Annotated in this window: 11 protein-coding genes and 1 pseudogene; 9 read left to right on the top strand and 3 right to left on the bottom strand. The window is 63.6% G+C overall.

Annotated features, from left to right (window positions below; translation table 11 throughout):
* Positions 1–61 precede the first annotated feature (61 nt).
* Positions 62–901, bottom strand: a complete 840-nt coding sequence (locus tag BMG03_RS16035; protein ID WP_075774155.1) for a universal stress protein — start codon at positions 899–901, stop codon at positions 62–64.
* 263 nt (positions 902–1,164) lie between these two features.
* Between BMG03_RS16035 and ccoN the strand changes: the two genes are divergently transcribed.
* The 8 genes and pseudogenes from ccoN (at position 1,165) to ccoS (ending at position 9,532) form a co-directional block, all read left to right on the top strand.
* Positions 1,165–2,769 carry a cytochrome-c oxidase, cbb3-type subunit I gene (ccoN, locus tag BMG03_RS16030; protein WP_075774156.1) on the top strand — a complete coding sequence of 535 codons (1,605 nt, stop codon included), beginning with the start codon at positions 1,165–1,167 and terminating at the stop codon, positions 2,767–2,769.
* Positions 2,770–2,780: 11 nt separating this feature from the next.
* Positions 2,781–3,509, top strand: coding sequence for a cytochrome-c oxidase, cbb3-type subunit II (gene ccoO / locus BMG03_RS16025; protein ID WP_075774157.1), 729 nt, complete (start codon positions 2,781–2,783; stop codon positions 3,507–3,509).
* A gap of 13 nt (positions 3,510–3,522) precedes the next feature.
* The gene (locus BMG03_RS16020) at positions 3,523–3,723 is read left to right on the top strand and encodes a cbb3-type cytochrome oxidase subunit 3 (RefSeq protein ID WP_075774158.1); all 201 of its coding nucleotides are present in this window, start codon (positions 3,523–3,525) and stop codon (positions 3,721–3,723) included.
* A gap of 31 nt (positions 3,724–3,754) precedes the next feature.
* Positions 3,755–4,639 (top strand): cytochrome-c oxidase, cbb3-type subunit III, encoded by an 885-nt coding sequence (ccoP, locus tag BMG03_RS16015; RefSeq protein ID WP_075774159.1) that lies wholly within the window; start codon positions 3,755–3,757, stop codon positions 4,637–4,639.
* 580 nt (positions 4,640–5,219) lie between these two features.
* Positions 5,220–6,668 (top strand): cytochrome c oxidase accessory protein CcoG, encoded by a 1,449-nt coding sequence (ccoG, locus tag BMG03_RS16010; RefSeq protein ID WP_075774160.1) that lies wholly within the window; start codon positions 5,220–5,222, stop codon positions 6,666–6,668.
* Positions 6,665–7,129 carry a FixH family protein gene (locus tag BMG03_RS16005; protein ID WP_075774161.1) on the top strand — a complete coding sequence of 155 codons (465 nt, stop codon included), beginning with the start codon at positions 6,665–6,667 and terminating at the stop codon, positions 7,127–7,129. Before ccoG ends, BMG03_RS16005 begins: the two co-directional genes overlap by 4 nt.
* Before the next feature lie 4 nt (positions 7,130–7,133).
* Positions 7,134–9,358, top strand: a pseudogene (locus BMG03_RS16000) (cation-translocating P-type ATPase).
* 12 nt (positions 9,359–9,370) lie between these two features.
* Entirely contained in the window at positions 9,371–9,532 is a 162-nt protein-coding gene (gene ccoS, locus BMG03_RS15995) for a cbb3-type cytochrome oxidase assembly protein CcoS (RefSeq protein WP_075774163.1), read from the top strand.
* A 191-nt stretch (positions 9,533–9,723) separates the two neighbouring features.
* Here ccoS and BMG03_RS15990 read toward each other — a convergent pair whose 3' ends face one another.
* Together BMG03_RS15990 and BMG03_RS15985 are read right to left on the bottom strand one after the other, a co-directional pair.
* Positions 9,724–11,529, bottom strand: coding sequence for a D-alanyl-D-alanine carboxypeptidase family protein (locus BMG03_RS15990; RefSeq protein WP_075774337.1), 1,806 nt, complete (start codon positions 11,527–11,529; stop codon positions 9,724–9,726).
* Positions 11,530–11,799: 270 nt separating this feature from the next.
* Positions 11,800–12,498: an HAD family hydrolase gene (locus BMG03_RS15985; RefSeq protein WP_075774164.1), complete on the bottom strand. Its 699-nt coding sequence runs from the start codon at positions 12,496–12,498 to the stop codon at positions 11,800–11,802.
* Between the two features lie 120 nt (positions 12,499–12,618).
* On the opposite strand from BMG03_RS15985, the gene clpS reads away from it, so the two are divergent.
* A complete protein-coding gene (gene clpS / locus BMG03_RS15980; RefSeq protein ID WP_088722630.1) occupies positions 12,619–12,945 on the top strand; it encodes an ATP-dependent Clp protease adapter ClpS in 327 nt (108 codons plus the stop codon).
* The last annotated feature ends 7 nt before the right edge of the window (positions 12,946–12,952 follow it).

Here is a 12,952-nt window from a genome sequence, read left to right as displayed (position 1 = left end):
CCCGAGTGACGAAAAACGGCGCCCCGAGAGGCGCCGTCGACAGTCTTGAAAGGCGGCGCGCTCAATGCGCCATGATCACCGGAACCTCGGCCATCTCGAGCATGTGGCGCGTCGCGCCGCCCAGGATCGCTTCGCGGAATCGCGAATGGCCGTAAGCCCCCATCACCACCGCATCGGCGTCGCTGTCGCTGATATGGCGGTTGAGCACGTCCGAAACGCGCGGCATCGTCTTGGCGAGCACCGACACCTCGGCGTGGACGCCGTGACGCGAGAGCATCTGGCTGAGTTGGCCGCCCGGATCCGAGCGCTCGGGCCCATGCGCGGGCGGGTCGATCACGGTGATGTCGACCAGATCGGCGGATTTCAGGACGGGCAGGGCGGCCCGCACGGCGCGCATCGCTTCGTGCGACTGGTTCCACGCGATCACGACGCGCTTGGCAGGCATGTCGCCGTTATACCCGTCGGGTACGATCGCGACCGGAACCTGGCCCTCGAAGAGCGCGGCTTCGACTGCGGCCTCGATCTCCGGGCCGCGGCCCTCGCCATAGGGGCGGCCCATCACGACCAGATCGGCAAAGCGGGCGCGCTGCCCGACGACGGTAGCCATCGCCCCGATTTGCGAGACGACCGCATCGACGCCCCAGCGAATGTCTTCGGCTTCGAGGCGCGCGCGCACCGCGGCTTCCGCGTTGCGTGCGTCGTCTTGCGCGCGATCCATCGTTTCCTGTTGTACGAAGGCGGTCGCCCCCGCGTAGTAATATCCGGTCTGCGTGCGATCCACACCGAGGCAGAGCACGTCTAGGTGGGCGTCGCGCCGTCGTGCGACGGCCACGGCCGTGTCGATTTGTGTCGCGGCCGCCTTGGGATCCGTGACGATCGTGAGAAGTGTCTTGTAAGCCATGGGTCCTGTCCTTGCGCCATAAGCGATTAAGTATGTGAGACCAAAGCCTAACCCGAAGAGATCGGCCGCACTTTGACTCGGATCAAGAGACGTGATTGTCAGATCACAGAACTGCGACCGAATGGCGCAGTTTGATCGCGAGCATTTGATGCAGATCAAGGCATCGTGCATACCCTCGGACCACAAGGACTCCAGTCAGGCCCAGGAGGATTCTCGGTTCAAGAGGGTGCCGCAGGGGCAGACCAGACGAAGGGACGCACAAAATGTGGGATTATATCAAGCTGATCGCGCTTGGTCTTGTGGCGGTTCTGGCCGCCATTGCGGCCGGCTACGCGCGCGATCTTGCCTATCAGGTGAATGCTGTCGAGGTCATGCTGGCCGCGGCAATCGCGTTCATCTGGGTGCTTCGCACCATGGGGAGCCGCCAGCCGGTGGCTCACAACGAGTATTTCGACGGCGTGGTTCGCGCCGGGGTTATCGCGACGACCTTCTGGGGTGTCGTGGGCTTCCTGGTCGCCGTCATCATCGCTTTCCAGCTGGCCTATCCGGCGCTCAACTTCGAATGGGCGCAAGGCTACCTGAACTTCGGCAAGCTGCGCCCGCTGCACACCTCGGCGGTGATCTTCGCTTTCGGTGGCAACGCGCTGATCGCATCGTCGTTCTACGTGGTGCAGCGCACCTCGGCAGCGCGGCTGTTCGGCGGCAACGCGCTGGGCTGGTTCGTGTTCTGGGGCTATAACCTGTTCATCGTGCTCGCCGCGTCCGGCTACATCCTCGGCGCAACGCAGTCGAAGGAATATGCCGAGCCGGAATGGTATGTCGATATCTGGCTGACGATCGTCTGGGTCGCCTATCTGGTTGTCTTCCTCGGCACGATCTTCAAGCGCAAGGAACCCCATATCTACGTCGCCAACTGGTTCTACCTGTCCTTCATCGTGACCATCGCGATGCTGCATATCGTGAACAACCTGTCGATCCCGGTCTCGCTCTTCGGATCGAAGTCGGTGCAGGTCTTCTCGGGCGTGCAGGACGCGATGACGCAGTGGTGGTACGGCCACAATGCGGTGGGCTTCTTCCTGACCGCGGGCTTCCTCGGCATGATGTATTACTTCGTCCCGAAGCAGGCTGAACGTCCGGTCTATTCCTACAAGCTGTCGATCGTGCACTTCTGGGCGCTGATCTTCCTGTACATCTGGGCCGGTCCGCACCACCTCCACTACACGGCGCTGCCCGACTGGGCCTCGACGCTGGGCATGACCTTCTCGGTGATCCTGTGGATGCCTTCCTGGGGTGGCATGATCAACGGTCTGATGACGCTCTCGGGCGCATGGGACAAGCTGCGCACCGATCCGATCATCCGAATGATGGTGGTGTCGGTCGGCTTCTACGGCATGTCGACCTTCGAAGGCCCGATGATGTCGATCAAGGCGGTGAACTCGCTGTCGCACTACACCGACTGGACGATCGGTCACGTGCACTCGGGCGCGCTCGGCTGGAACGGCATGATCACCTTCGGCACGCTCTACTTCCTCGTGCCGCGTCTGTGGGCGCGTGAAGGGCTCTACTCGCTGAAACTGGTCAGCTGGCACTTCTGGCTCTCCACCATCGGGATCGTGCTCTATGCCGCGTCGATGTGGGTCGCCGGGATCATGCAGGGCCTGATGTGGCGCGAAACGGACAGCCAGGGCTTCCTCGTGAACGCCTTCGCCGACACCGTGGCCGCCATGCATCCGATGTTCGTGGTCCGTGGTCTGGGTGGTGTGCTCTACCTCACGGGTGGCATCATCATGGCTTACAATCTGTGGATGACCGTCGCTCGTCAGCCGCGCGTGGAATCGCGTTCGGTTGCCGCCGTGCCGGCTGAATAAGGAGGAGATCAATGGGACTTCTCGACAAACACGGCGTCCTTGAAAAGAACGCCACGCTCCTGCTGATCTTTGCCTTCCTGGTCGTCACGATCGGCGGCATCGTGGAGATCGCGCCGCTCTTCTACCTCGAAAACACCATCGAGGACGTGGACGGCATGCGTCCCTACACCCCGCTGGAGCTTACCGGGCGCGACATCTACATCCGTGAGGGCTGCTATGTCTGCCACTCGCAGATGATCCGCCCGATGCGCGACGAAGTGGAGCGTTACGGCCATTACTCGCTGGCAGCGGAGTCGCAATACGACCACCCGTTCCAGTGGGGCTCCAAGCGGACGGGGCCTGACCTCGCCCGCGTCGGCGGCCGCTACTCGGACGCCTGGCATGTGGATCACCTGACCAACCCGCAGTCGGTCGTGCCAGAATCGGTGATGCCGAAATACGGCTTCCTGCTCAATCGCATGGTCGATTCCAAGCATATCGACGAGCGGATCGCGACCGATGCGATGGTGGGTGTGCCCTACACGTCGGACATGATCGAGAACGCCAAGGCGGACTTCGCGGCCCAGGCCGATCCGAACAGCGACACCGACGGTCTGCTGGAGCGCTATCCTAACGCGGTGAACGTCCGCAACTTCGACGGTCGCCCGGGCATTTCCGAGATGGACGCGCTGGTGGCCTATCTGCAGGTGCTCGGCACCATGGTCGACTTCTCGACCTTCGAACCCGTGGCCAGCCGGTAAGGGGGGCTGATCAATGGACTATCATATCTTCAGGGAATTCGCGGACAGCTGGTTTCTGATCTTCATGTTCGTCTTCTTCCTGGCCGTCGTCGTCTGGGTCTTCCGGCCCGGCGCGCGCAAGACCTACGAAGATACGTCCGAGATTCCCTTCCGGTACGAAGACAAACCCGCCAATGCCTCGGAGGCCGGCGAGAGCCGGTCCTCCAAGGACTGACGGCGCCACGTTGTAAGGAGGCGTGGAAAACATGAGCAAGAGACCAAGCAAGCAAAAGCACGAGGTCGAGACCACGGGACACTCGTGGGACGGCATCGAGGAATACAACAACCCGCTGCCCAAATGGTGGCTGTGGACCTTCTATGCCTGCGTCATCTGGGGGATCGGTTACTCGATCGCGATGCCCGCATGGCCGATCTTCAAATCCGGCGCGACGCCGGGGATTCTGGGCTCCTCGACCCGCGCGAACGTGCAGGCCGAGATCGACAAGGTCGCCGCGGCGAACAAGCCGATCCAGGAGAAGCTCGTCTCGGTCGATCTCAACGAGATTTCGAACGATCCCGAGCTGAAGAACTACACCCAGAACGCGGGCGCTGCGGTGTTCCGCACCTGGTGCGCGCAATGTCACGGTGCGGGCGCGGGCGGCAACCCGAAGCACGGCTATCCGAACCTTCTCGACAGCGCATGGCTGTGGGGCGGCACGATGGAGGACATCCATTTCACCGTCACCCATGGCATCCGCAACGAGACGGACCCGGAAGGCGAGGCGCGGTTCTCGCAAATGCCGGCCTTCGGGAAAGATGGTCTTCTCGAGCCCGAGCAGATCGACCAGGTCGTACAATATGTCCGCAAGATTTCGGACCAGGAGCATGACGCGGCGATGGCTGCGGAAGGCGAGACGATCTTCGCGGATAACTGCGCAGCCTGTCACGGTGAGAATGGCAAAGGCGACAACACCATGGGTGCGCCGAACCTCACCGATGCCGTCTGGCTCTATGGCGGTGACGTCGACACGCTGACCTACACGGTCACCAATGCCCGCTTCGGCGTGATGCCGAACTGGAACGAGCGTCTCTCGGAAGCGGATATCCGCGCCGTCGCGGCCTACGTTCACAGCTTGGGCGGCGGCCAGTAACGGTCGAAAACAAGAGAGATCCCGCGGGGCTTCGGTCTGGCGGGCCGCACCGGCACCCCGTCCTGTTCGCGCGTTTCCTGGGGGTGCCGGTGCCCAATTCCAGAGGGCCCCTTCGCGGGCCCTCTCGTCTGTCGAGGGTTACCTGCTGCCTAAGTTGGGGGGCGTTCCCGGGCAAAACAAGCGCCGTGCCAGCCGTTGCACGCCGTTGTGACCTCGCCGCGATGCCCGGGATCCTTCTGCGCGAAGCGCTGGGTGGCGGACCGGGGAGGCCGGCGGGGGTGCGACCGCGTTGGTCCGGGGCGAACGAAATGTCGCGGTCGGGCGGTGCGGCTTCCGTTTGAAGACAGCGCGCAAAAGCGCTATTACACGGGAACGCGACCGGGCGTGAGGCGACCGGCGCAACGCCACCTGATGTCGTGGCTTTTCAAGCAGGCAGCATATGCCGATGACGAGTGAAAACACCAACCAGTGACGATTTCCTGTATGGGAGACCTGTCTTTTTGACGCAGGTCAAAGTCTTCACGACTGTGTCATACCAGAAGAACCGTTGACGCAGAATGATTTATGAACGGAGAGAGTCGTGAGCTCCACCGAACCAGTCGATCCCCCGCCGCTCTACGCCGCCCGCGAGCCGATTTTCCCGCGCCGTGTGCATGGCCAGTTCCGCAACTTGAAATGGGTGTTGATGGCGGTGATGCTCGGCATCTATTACATCACGCCGTGGATTCGCTGGGATCGTGGGCCGGAGCTGCCCGATCAAGCGGTGCTTCTGGACCTCGCGAACCGTCGCTTCTTCTTCTTCATGATCGAAATCTGGCCGCATGAATTCTACTTCGTCGCGGGTCTGCTGATCATGGCCGGTCTGGGGCTGTTCCTGTTCACCTCGGCGCTGGGGCGCGTCTGGTGCGGCTATGCCTGCCCGCAGACCGTCTGGACCGATCTGTTCATCCTCGTCGAGCGCTGGGTCGAGGGCGACCGCAACGCACGTATCCGCCTGCTGCGCCAGAAATGGAACGCCGAGAAGGTCCGCAAGCGGATCACCAAATGGGTGCTCTGGCTTCTGATTGGTGTCGCGACGGGCGGGGCCTGGGTGTTCTATTTCACCGATGCGCCGACGCTGCTGCACGATCTGTTCACCGGCAGCGCCTCGCCGATCGCTTACACGACGATCGCGGTGGCAACGCTCACGACCTTCGCTTTCGGCGGCTTCGCGCGCGAACAGATTTGCATCTACGCCTGTCCGTGGCCGCGCATTCAGGCCGCGATGATGGACGAAGACACGATCACGATCGCCTATCGCGAATGGCGGGGCGAGCCGCGCGGCAAGCTCAAGAAGGGTCAGCACGACCCGACGCAGGGCGATTGCATCGACTGCATGGCTTGTTTCAACGTCTGCCCGATGGGCATCGATATCCGCGATGGCCAACAGCTCGAATGCATCACCTGCGGGTTGTGCATCGACGCCTGCAACGAGGTCATGGACAAGATCGGCAAACCTCGCGGCCTGATCGGCTACATGGCCCTGAAGGACGAAGCGAACGAGCGTTCTGGCAACCCGGTCGTCAACGTCTGGAAGCACATCCTGCGCCCGCGCACCATCCTCTATTTCGCGATGTGGTCGCTGATCGGGGTCGGCCTCGTGGTCGCGCTGTTCATGCGCTCGCCCATCGATTTCAACGTGACCCCGAACCGCGATCCGCTCTTCGTGGTGGAACCGTCGGGCGCGATCCGGAACATCTACACGCTGCGGCTGCGCAACAAGGCGGGCGAGGCGACCGAGTTCAAGGTCTCCGTCAAGGCGCCCGATCCGGCCGACCAGAGCACGCTGAGCGTGTTGCTCGAAGGCCAGGACGGGACCACCGTGACGGTGCCCGCGGATGAAACCATGACCCAAAGGGTCTATATTGTCGCCGATCCCGGTTCGTCCATCGCCACCAGCGAGCGCACCGAGCTGACGATGTGGATCGAGGACATGACCAATACTGACCGCGTGTCGGAAACGACCGTATTCAACGGAAGGGTACAATGACCGAGATGGCGAAACCGCTGACCGGAAGAAAAGTGCTGATGATCGCGGTGGGCTCCTTCGGGGTGATCATCGCGGTCAACTTTGTCATGGCGTGGCAGGCGATCAGCACGTTTCCCGGCCTCGAGGTCGACAATTCCTATGTCGCCTCGCAGTCCTTCAACGAAGAAAAACGCGCGCAGGATGCGCTTGGCTGGACTGTGTCGCCGGACTATTCCGACGGCAAGCTCAGCTTCGTCATCCGCGACGAGAATGGGTTGCCCGCGCGGGTGGCCGAGTTCAAGGCGCTGGTCGGGCGGACGACCCATGTCCGCGAGGACATGACCCCCGATTTCGACTATGTCGGTGGCATCTTCACCTCCAAGGTCGACCTTGCTCCGGGCGTCTGGCTGGTGCATCTCGACGCGAAAGCCGCAGACGGCACGGAGTTCCGTCAGCGGATTGACCTCTTCGTGAAAGGCTGAACCGATGTCGGTGTCGCCCGCTTCGCCCACACGCAACGAACCGTTCGAAGACGAGCGCGTCTCGGCCTCGGCCTGTCCCGCCTGCATCGCGGCCCCCTCGGCCGAGCAGATGGCGAAATCGGGTGACGTCAAGGGCGCGCGGATCATGCTCTCGCTTCCCACGGCGCATTGCGCGGTCTGCATCACCGATGTCGAGCGCGAGTTGATGAAACAGCCGGGCGTGAAGTCGGCCCGGGTCAACCTGACGCTGAAGCGCGCCTCCGTCGATGCGGCGGGCGATGTCGAACCGGCGGGGCTGATCGCGGCGCTCGACAAGATCGGCTATGAGGCGCACGAGCTTGATCCCGGCATGCTGTCTGCGACCGAGGCCGACAAGCGCGGGCGCGACCTGCTGATGCGGATCGGCGTGTCGGGTTTCGCGATGATGAACATCATGATGCTCTCGATCGCGGTCTGGTCGGGGGCCGAGGATTCGACGCGCGACCTCTTCCACTGGATTTCGGCGGCGATTGCGCTGCCCACCACGATCTTCGCGGGCCAGCCGTTCTTCGCCAATGCCTGGTCTTCCCTGCGCGGCGGGCGTCTGGGAATGGATGTGCCGATCTCGCTCGCGATCCTGCTCGCGCTCGGGATTTCGTTGTTCGAGACGATGCATTCCGGCGCGCATGCCTATTTCGAAGCGGCGACGATGCTCACCTTCTTCCTGCTCGTAGGGCGCTATCTCGATTACCGCACGCGGGCCGTGGCCCGTTCGGCGGCCGAGGAACTGGCCGCGCTGGAAGTGCCGCGCGCGACCGTTCTGCGCGACGGAGAGGAAGTCATCGTGCCCGTGGGCGAACTGGCTGTGGGCGACCTGATCCGGGTGCGCCCCGGTGGCCGCATCCCTGCCGATGGCGAAGTGACCGACGGCCAATCCGAGAGCGACCGCTCGCTCCTGACGGGTGAAAGCCTTCCAGTTCAGGTGCTGCCCGGCATGGTGCTCTCCGCTGGCGAGGTGAACCTGACCGGGCCGCTGACCCTGCGCGTGACGGCAGCCGGGCGCGACAGCTCGCTGCACCGCATGGCAGATCTCGTCGCGATGGCCGAGAGTGCGAAGACCAAATACACCTCGCTCGCCGAACGGGCAGCGCGAGCCTATGCGCCGATCGTGCATATCCTGTCCTTCACCGCCTTCTGCGCCTGGGCGTGGATCACCGGCGGTGACTTCCGTCTGGCGGTGAATATTGCCGCTGCCGTGCTGATCATCACCTGCCCCTGTGCGCTGGGGCTCGCCGTGCCTGCGGTGGTGACCGCCGCATCGGGCAAGCTGTTCCGCAAGGGGCTGCTGATCAAGGACGGCACTGCGCTGGAGCGTTTGGCCGAGATCGACACGGTCGTCTTCGACAAGACCGGTACGCTGACCATGGGCGCGCCGCGTCCGCAGAACCTCTCCGATCTGTCGCCCGACGCGCTCTCTGTCGCGATGGCGCTGGCCGAAGGGTCGAGCCACCCGCTCGCCCGCGCGCTGCACGAGGCCGCGGCAGGGCAGGGGGCGTTCCCGCCACACTGAGCGATCTGCGCGAAGTTCCGGGCTACGGCGTCGAGGGCGTCTGGCAGGGGCAGCGCGTGCGGCTCGGCCGTGCGAACTGGATCGGTGCCGAGGACGGCACGACCACCGCGACCCATCTCAAGATCGGCGATGCGACCCCGATCTCGATCCGCTTCGCCGACACGCTGCGCACCGGCGCCGAAGAGGCCGTGGCCGGTCTGAAGGCGCAGGGCAAGCAAGTCTGGCTGGTCTCGGGCGATGTCGAAGGGGCGGTGAGCGATCTCGCCGCGCGCCTCGGGATCGAGGCCTACCGCGCCGGCGCCTTGCCTGCCGAGAAAGCGCAGCTGGTAAACGATCTCACCCAACAGGGCCACCGCGTGCTGATGGTGGGCGATGGGCTGAACGACACAGCCGCGCTGGCCGCGGCCCATGTCTCGGTCTCGCCTGCCTCCGCGCTCGACGCGGCGCGGACGGCTTCGGATATCGTGCTGCTGGGCAAGGACCTCGCGCCGGTTTCCGACGCCGCCTCGATCTCGGTGCGCGCGCGTCGCCGGATCAAGCAGAACTTCGGCATCTCCATCGTCTACAATATCTTCGCCGTGCCGCTCGCGCTGACCGGGCTTGCGACGCCGCTGATGGCGGCGCTCGCCATGTCGGCCAGTTCGATCACGGTGTCGCTCAACTCACTACGCCTGCGCTGAAAGGAGCCCCGCATGGAGGTTCTTCTCTATTCGATTCCGATTTCCCTACTGCTCGGCGGGATTGGCCTCGGGGCGTTTTTCTGGTCGCTCAAGACCAATCAGTATGACGACCCGAAAGGCGATGCCGAGCGCATCCTGTCCGACGAGTTCGACGACCGCCCGAAGCAGGATTGAGTGCCCGAAGGGCTCGGAGAAGGCCAGGGGCGATCCCGACAGACTTGCGCCCCCTTCGCCTTGGTTCAAATATCCCCGCCGGAGGCTCCCCCGTGGCGCTCCACGCGGCGGACCGCATGAGGCCCCGGATAAGAAAAAGCCGCGCTGACCAGGCGCGGCTTTCTCTCTTTGTCCCCGAGGGAGGAAGAATCTCAGGGACCGACCACTTTGCAGTCCATAGCGCGTGCTTCGAGCCTTGCACAGGCCAGTTGCGCCATGTCCTGGGTCATTCCCACGAAATTCGCCTCGTATCCGGTCTTGCGCGTCGCGACCTTGCGCAGCGCCTCGCCCAGCGTGTCGCTTTCCATCAGCGCGGTGGTCAGCATGTGACGCTCCGCCGCGAAGCGCGAACCGAACAGCCCGAGGCTGACGCCCCAGTTGCGCCCGCCCGAGCTGGACACGCGCGCTACCACGCGCGGTTTCTGCGCCGGGCCGGGGGCCGGCGGGGTGAGCGCGGCGAGGATGATCTCGCTCTTGCGCTTCTCGGGAGCTGCGGCCATCTGCGCGGTCTCGGGCTGCGGATCCGTCGACTGCACGAAGCTGGACGGGGCCTTGGCGCCGTTGGCCTTGCCGTTTCCGTCGAGGTCGAGCGTATGCGCCTCGGCCAGCTCGACCGTCTCGGGCTGCGGTTTGGTGGACTGAACGAATTTCGGACCGTCCGATGCGCCGGGATCGTAGGAGGCTAGCTGCACGTCGCTCGGCTTTTCGGTGCCGTCCTGGCCCGCCTTGTCTGCAGCGACAGCGGCGTCATGCGCCTGTGCCTGCGCCAGCGGCGTGGCCTTGGTCACTTCGGCGGGCAGCGACTTGGTCACGTCCGCGATCTGGATGTCGCGCGGGTTGCGCTGCGGGCGGGGGCTTGCGGTGATCTCCGCGCCGATCCCGAGCGTGCCGGCATCGGCGACGACCACGTCCTCCGCGTCTGCCACGCCGTCCTGAGCGCCTTCGGCCACGTCCTCGGGGATATCGGTCACTTCGTCCACCTGATCGGCCTGCACCGCAGCGGCGAGCGCGGTCGAGATTGCATCGCTATCCGCATTGGGCACGGTCGGACGGATATCGGGACGCGGGCTCTTCTTCGGCGCGAGATTCACCATCAGCATCGGCGATTGCGCAGGCGCGATGTATTGCGGGATCGCAGGGCGGATCGTGCGCGCGTGGGTCGGCGCGCGCTTGAAGCCCAGATCCAGCAGATCGGCCATTTTCGCGTTGCGCTGCGCGGTCGAAGTGCCGCCGAAGACGGTCGCGATGATGCGCTTTTCGCCACGCTTCGCGGAGGCGGTCAGGTTGAAGCCCGAGGCCGAGGTGTAGCCGGTCTTGATCCCGTCCGCGCCCTTGTAGGCAGCGAGGAACTTGCGGTTCGTCGAATAGACGGTGCGCACTTTCGCATCCGCCGAGCGGCGCGAGAAGATGTTGTAGTATTGCGGGAAGTCGAAGAACAGGTGGCGGCCCATGATCGTCATGTCATGCGCCGAGGACAGGTGGCCCTTGCGGGTCAGGCCGTTGGCGTTGACGAAATGGGTGTTCTTCATGCCCAGCTGCCGGGCGGTGCGGTTCATCCGCGCGGCGAAGCCTTCCTCCGAGCCGCCGATGTAATCGCCGAGAGCTGCGGCGGCGTCATTGGCCGATTTGATTGCGGCGGCGCGGATCAGGTAGCGCACGGCGATCTTCTGGCCGGGGCGCAGGCCGAGTCGCGAGGGCGGTTGGCTGGCGGCGTGCTTGGTGACGGTAACGATCGAGTCGAGACTGAACTCGCCATGCTCAATAGCCTGGAAGGTGATGTAGAGCGTCATCATCTTCGTCAGAGAGGCCGGATGCAGTGGCGTATCGGCGTTTTTGGAGTAGAGAACTTCGCCCGATCGCATGTCCATGACCATCGCCGCGTAAGGGGCGGCCTGCGCAGCGATCGGCGCAATGAGTGTCAGAAGGATTACGAATAGCCCATCACGGACCCAGCGCATCAGCGTGGTCACGGCTTCACCTATTTCACTGCCTCAATTTGACCCCTTGTAGTGGTACCGATCTTCGGCCGGTTTCCGGGGTTTATATTAGCGAGAAGCGTAGCACGGCTCTCTCAGGCTGAAAACTCCCTATTTTCAAGCACTTTCACTGCGACATTCATGCAATAGCACAACATATGGTGGGGTCTTTGCGGAAATTCGCCTATCTGTGGTGCCGGAGGCGCACGAAAGCGTGAGGCTGGCGGAGCGTGACGCCACGCAAAGCAGGGCTCAATTCGTGATTTTTGCGATCAGGTCCGGCAGCGCGCCGAGGTCCGGCAATTCCGCGAAGCGCGGATGCGCTGACGGAGCCTCCGCATGCTCGAAGGCCCATGTCAATTCATGGGGCACATGCACGCCCCAGCCGCCTGCCTCGATCATCGGGATCACGTCGGATTTCAGCGAATTCCCCGCCATCAGCCCATGCTCCGCGCCTTCGGCGTGGCGCGCGAAAATCTCGGCATAGACCGCGGGCTTCTTGTCCGAGACGACCTCGACCGCGTCGAACAGATCGCCGAGGCCCGACTGCGCCAGCTTTCGCTCCTGGTCAATCAGGTCGCCCTTCGTCACCAGCAGGATGCGGTAGTCGTCCGACAGCGCCTCGATCGTCTCGCGCGCGTGCGGCAGCAACTCGATCGGATGCGAGAGCATCTCGCGCCCGGCGGCGAGGATCTCCGACAGGATCGTGGCGGGCACGCGACCCTCGCTCACCTCGATGGCGGTTTCGATCATCGACAGGGTGAAGCCTTTGACGCCAAAGCCATAATGCGTGATGTTGCGACGTTCCGCCGCGATCAGCCGCTCGGCCAGATGATCGGGTTCGGCGTGCTCGCGCAGCAATTCGGTGAAGCGCCTCTGCGTGAGTTTGAAGAAACGCTCGTTGTGCCAAAGCGTGTCATCCGCATCGAAGCCAATCGCCGTCAGCTGCATCGTCCCGCCTTTCTCGCTGGAGGTGTTGAGGGACTTTTCATATGTCACGAAGACCCTATATTCCGCCAGAGCCCCTCAACGAATCCTGATGCCGGAGCGCCCTTGACCGAGCCTCTTTACATGATGTCCGACGACGACCAGGACGACAGCGATAACGATGCGTCCCTCGCGACCAAGACGCGGCCGAAGACGCAGCGCCCGCCGATGTACAAGGTGATGCTGCTCAACGACGATTACACGCCGATGGAATTCGTCGTGCATATCCTCGAGCGGTTCTTCGGTCTCAACCACGCACAGGCGTTCGAGATTATGCTGACCGTGCACAAGAAGGGCCTCGCTGTGGTCGGCGTCTTCTCTTTCGAGGTGGCCGAGACGAAGGTGGCGCAGGTGATGGATTTCGCGCGCCGCCACCAGCACCCGCTACAATGCACGATGGAGAAGGAATAAACGCCGC

Source organism: Thioclava nitratireducens (assembly GCF_001940525.2).
Taxonomy (GTDB): domain Bacteria; phylum Pseudomonadota; class Alphaproteobacteria; order Rhodobacterales; family Rhodobacteraceae; genus Thioclava; species Thioclava nitratireducens.
The sequence above is the reverse complement of the archived record's forward strand: the minus strand, read 5'-3'. Positions and strand labels throughout refer to the sequence as shown.

Bases quoted from the DNA above. Each gene is read 5' to 3' on its own strand.
- clpS (WP_088722630.1), top strand. From the start codon at position 12,619: ATGATGTCCGACGACGACCAGGACGACAGCGATAACGATGCGTCCCTC.
- BMG03_RS15985 (WP_075774164.1), bottom strand. From the start codon at position 12,498: ATGCAGCTGACGGCGATTGGCTTCGATGCGGATGACACGCTTTGGCAC.
- BMG03_RS16005 (WP_075774161.1), top strand. From the start codon at position 6,665: ATGACCGAGATGGCGAAACCGCTGACCGGAAGAAAAGTGCTGATGATC.
- ccoS (WP_075774163.1), top strand. From the start codon at position 9,371: ATGGAGGTTCTTCTCTATTCGATTCCGATTTCCCTACTGCTCGGCGGG.
- BMG03_RS15990 (WP_075774337.1), bottom strand. From the start codon at position 11,529: ATGCGCTGGGTCCGTGATGGGCTATTCGTAATCCTTCTGACACTCATT.
- ccoN (WP_075774156.1), top strand. From the start codon at position 1,165: ATGTGGGATTATATCAAGCTGATCGCGCTTGGTCTTGTGGCGGTTCTG.
- ccoP (WP_075774159.1), top strand. From the start codon at position 3,755: ATGAGCAAGAGACCAAGCAAGCAAAAGCACGAGGTCGAGACCACGGGA.
- BMG03_RS16020 (WP_075774158.1), top strand. From the start codon at position 3,523: ATGGACTATCATATCTTCAGGGAATTCGCGGACAGCTGGTTTCTGATC.
- ccoO (WP_075774157.1), top strand. From the start codon at position 2,781: ATGGGACTTCTCGACAAACACGGCGTCCTTGAAAAGAACGCCACGCTC.
- BMG03_RS16035 (WP_075774155.1), bottom strand. From the start codon at position 901: ATGGCTTACAAGACACTTCTCACGATCGTCACGGATCCCAAGGCGGCC.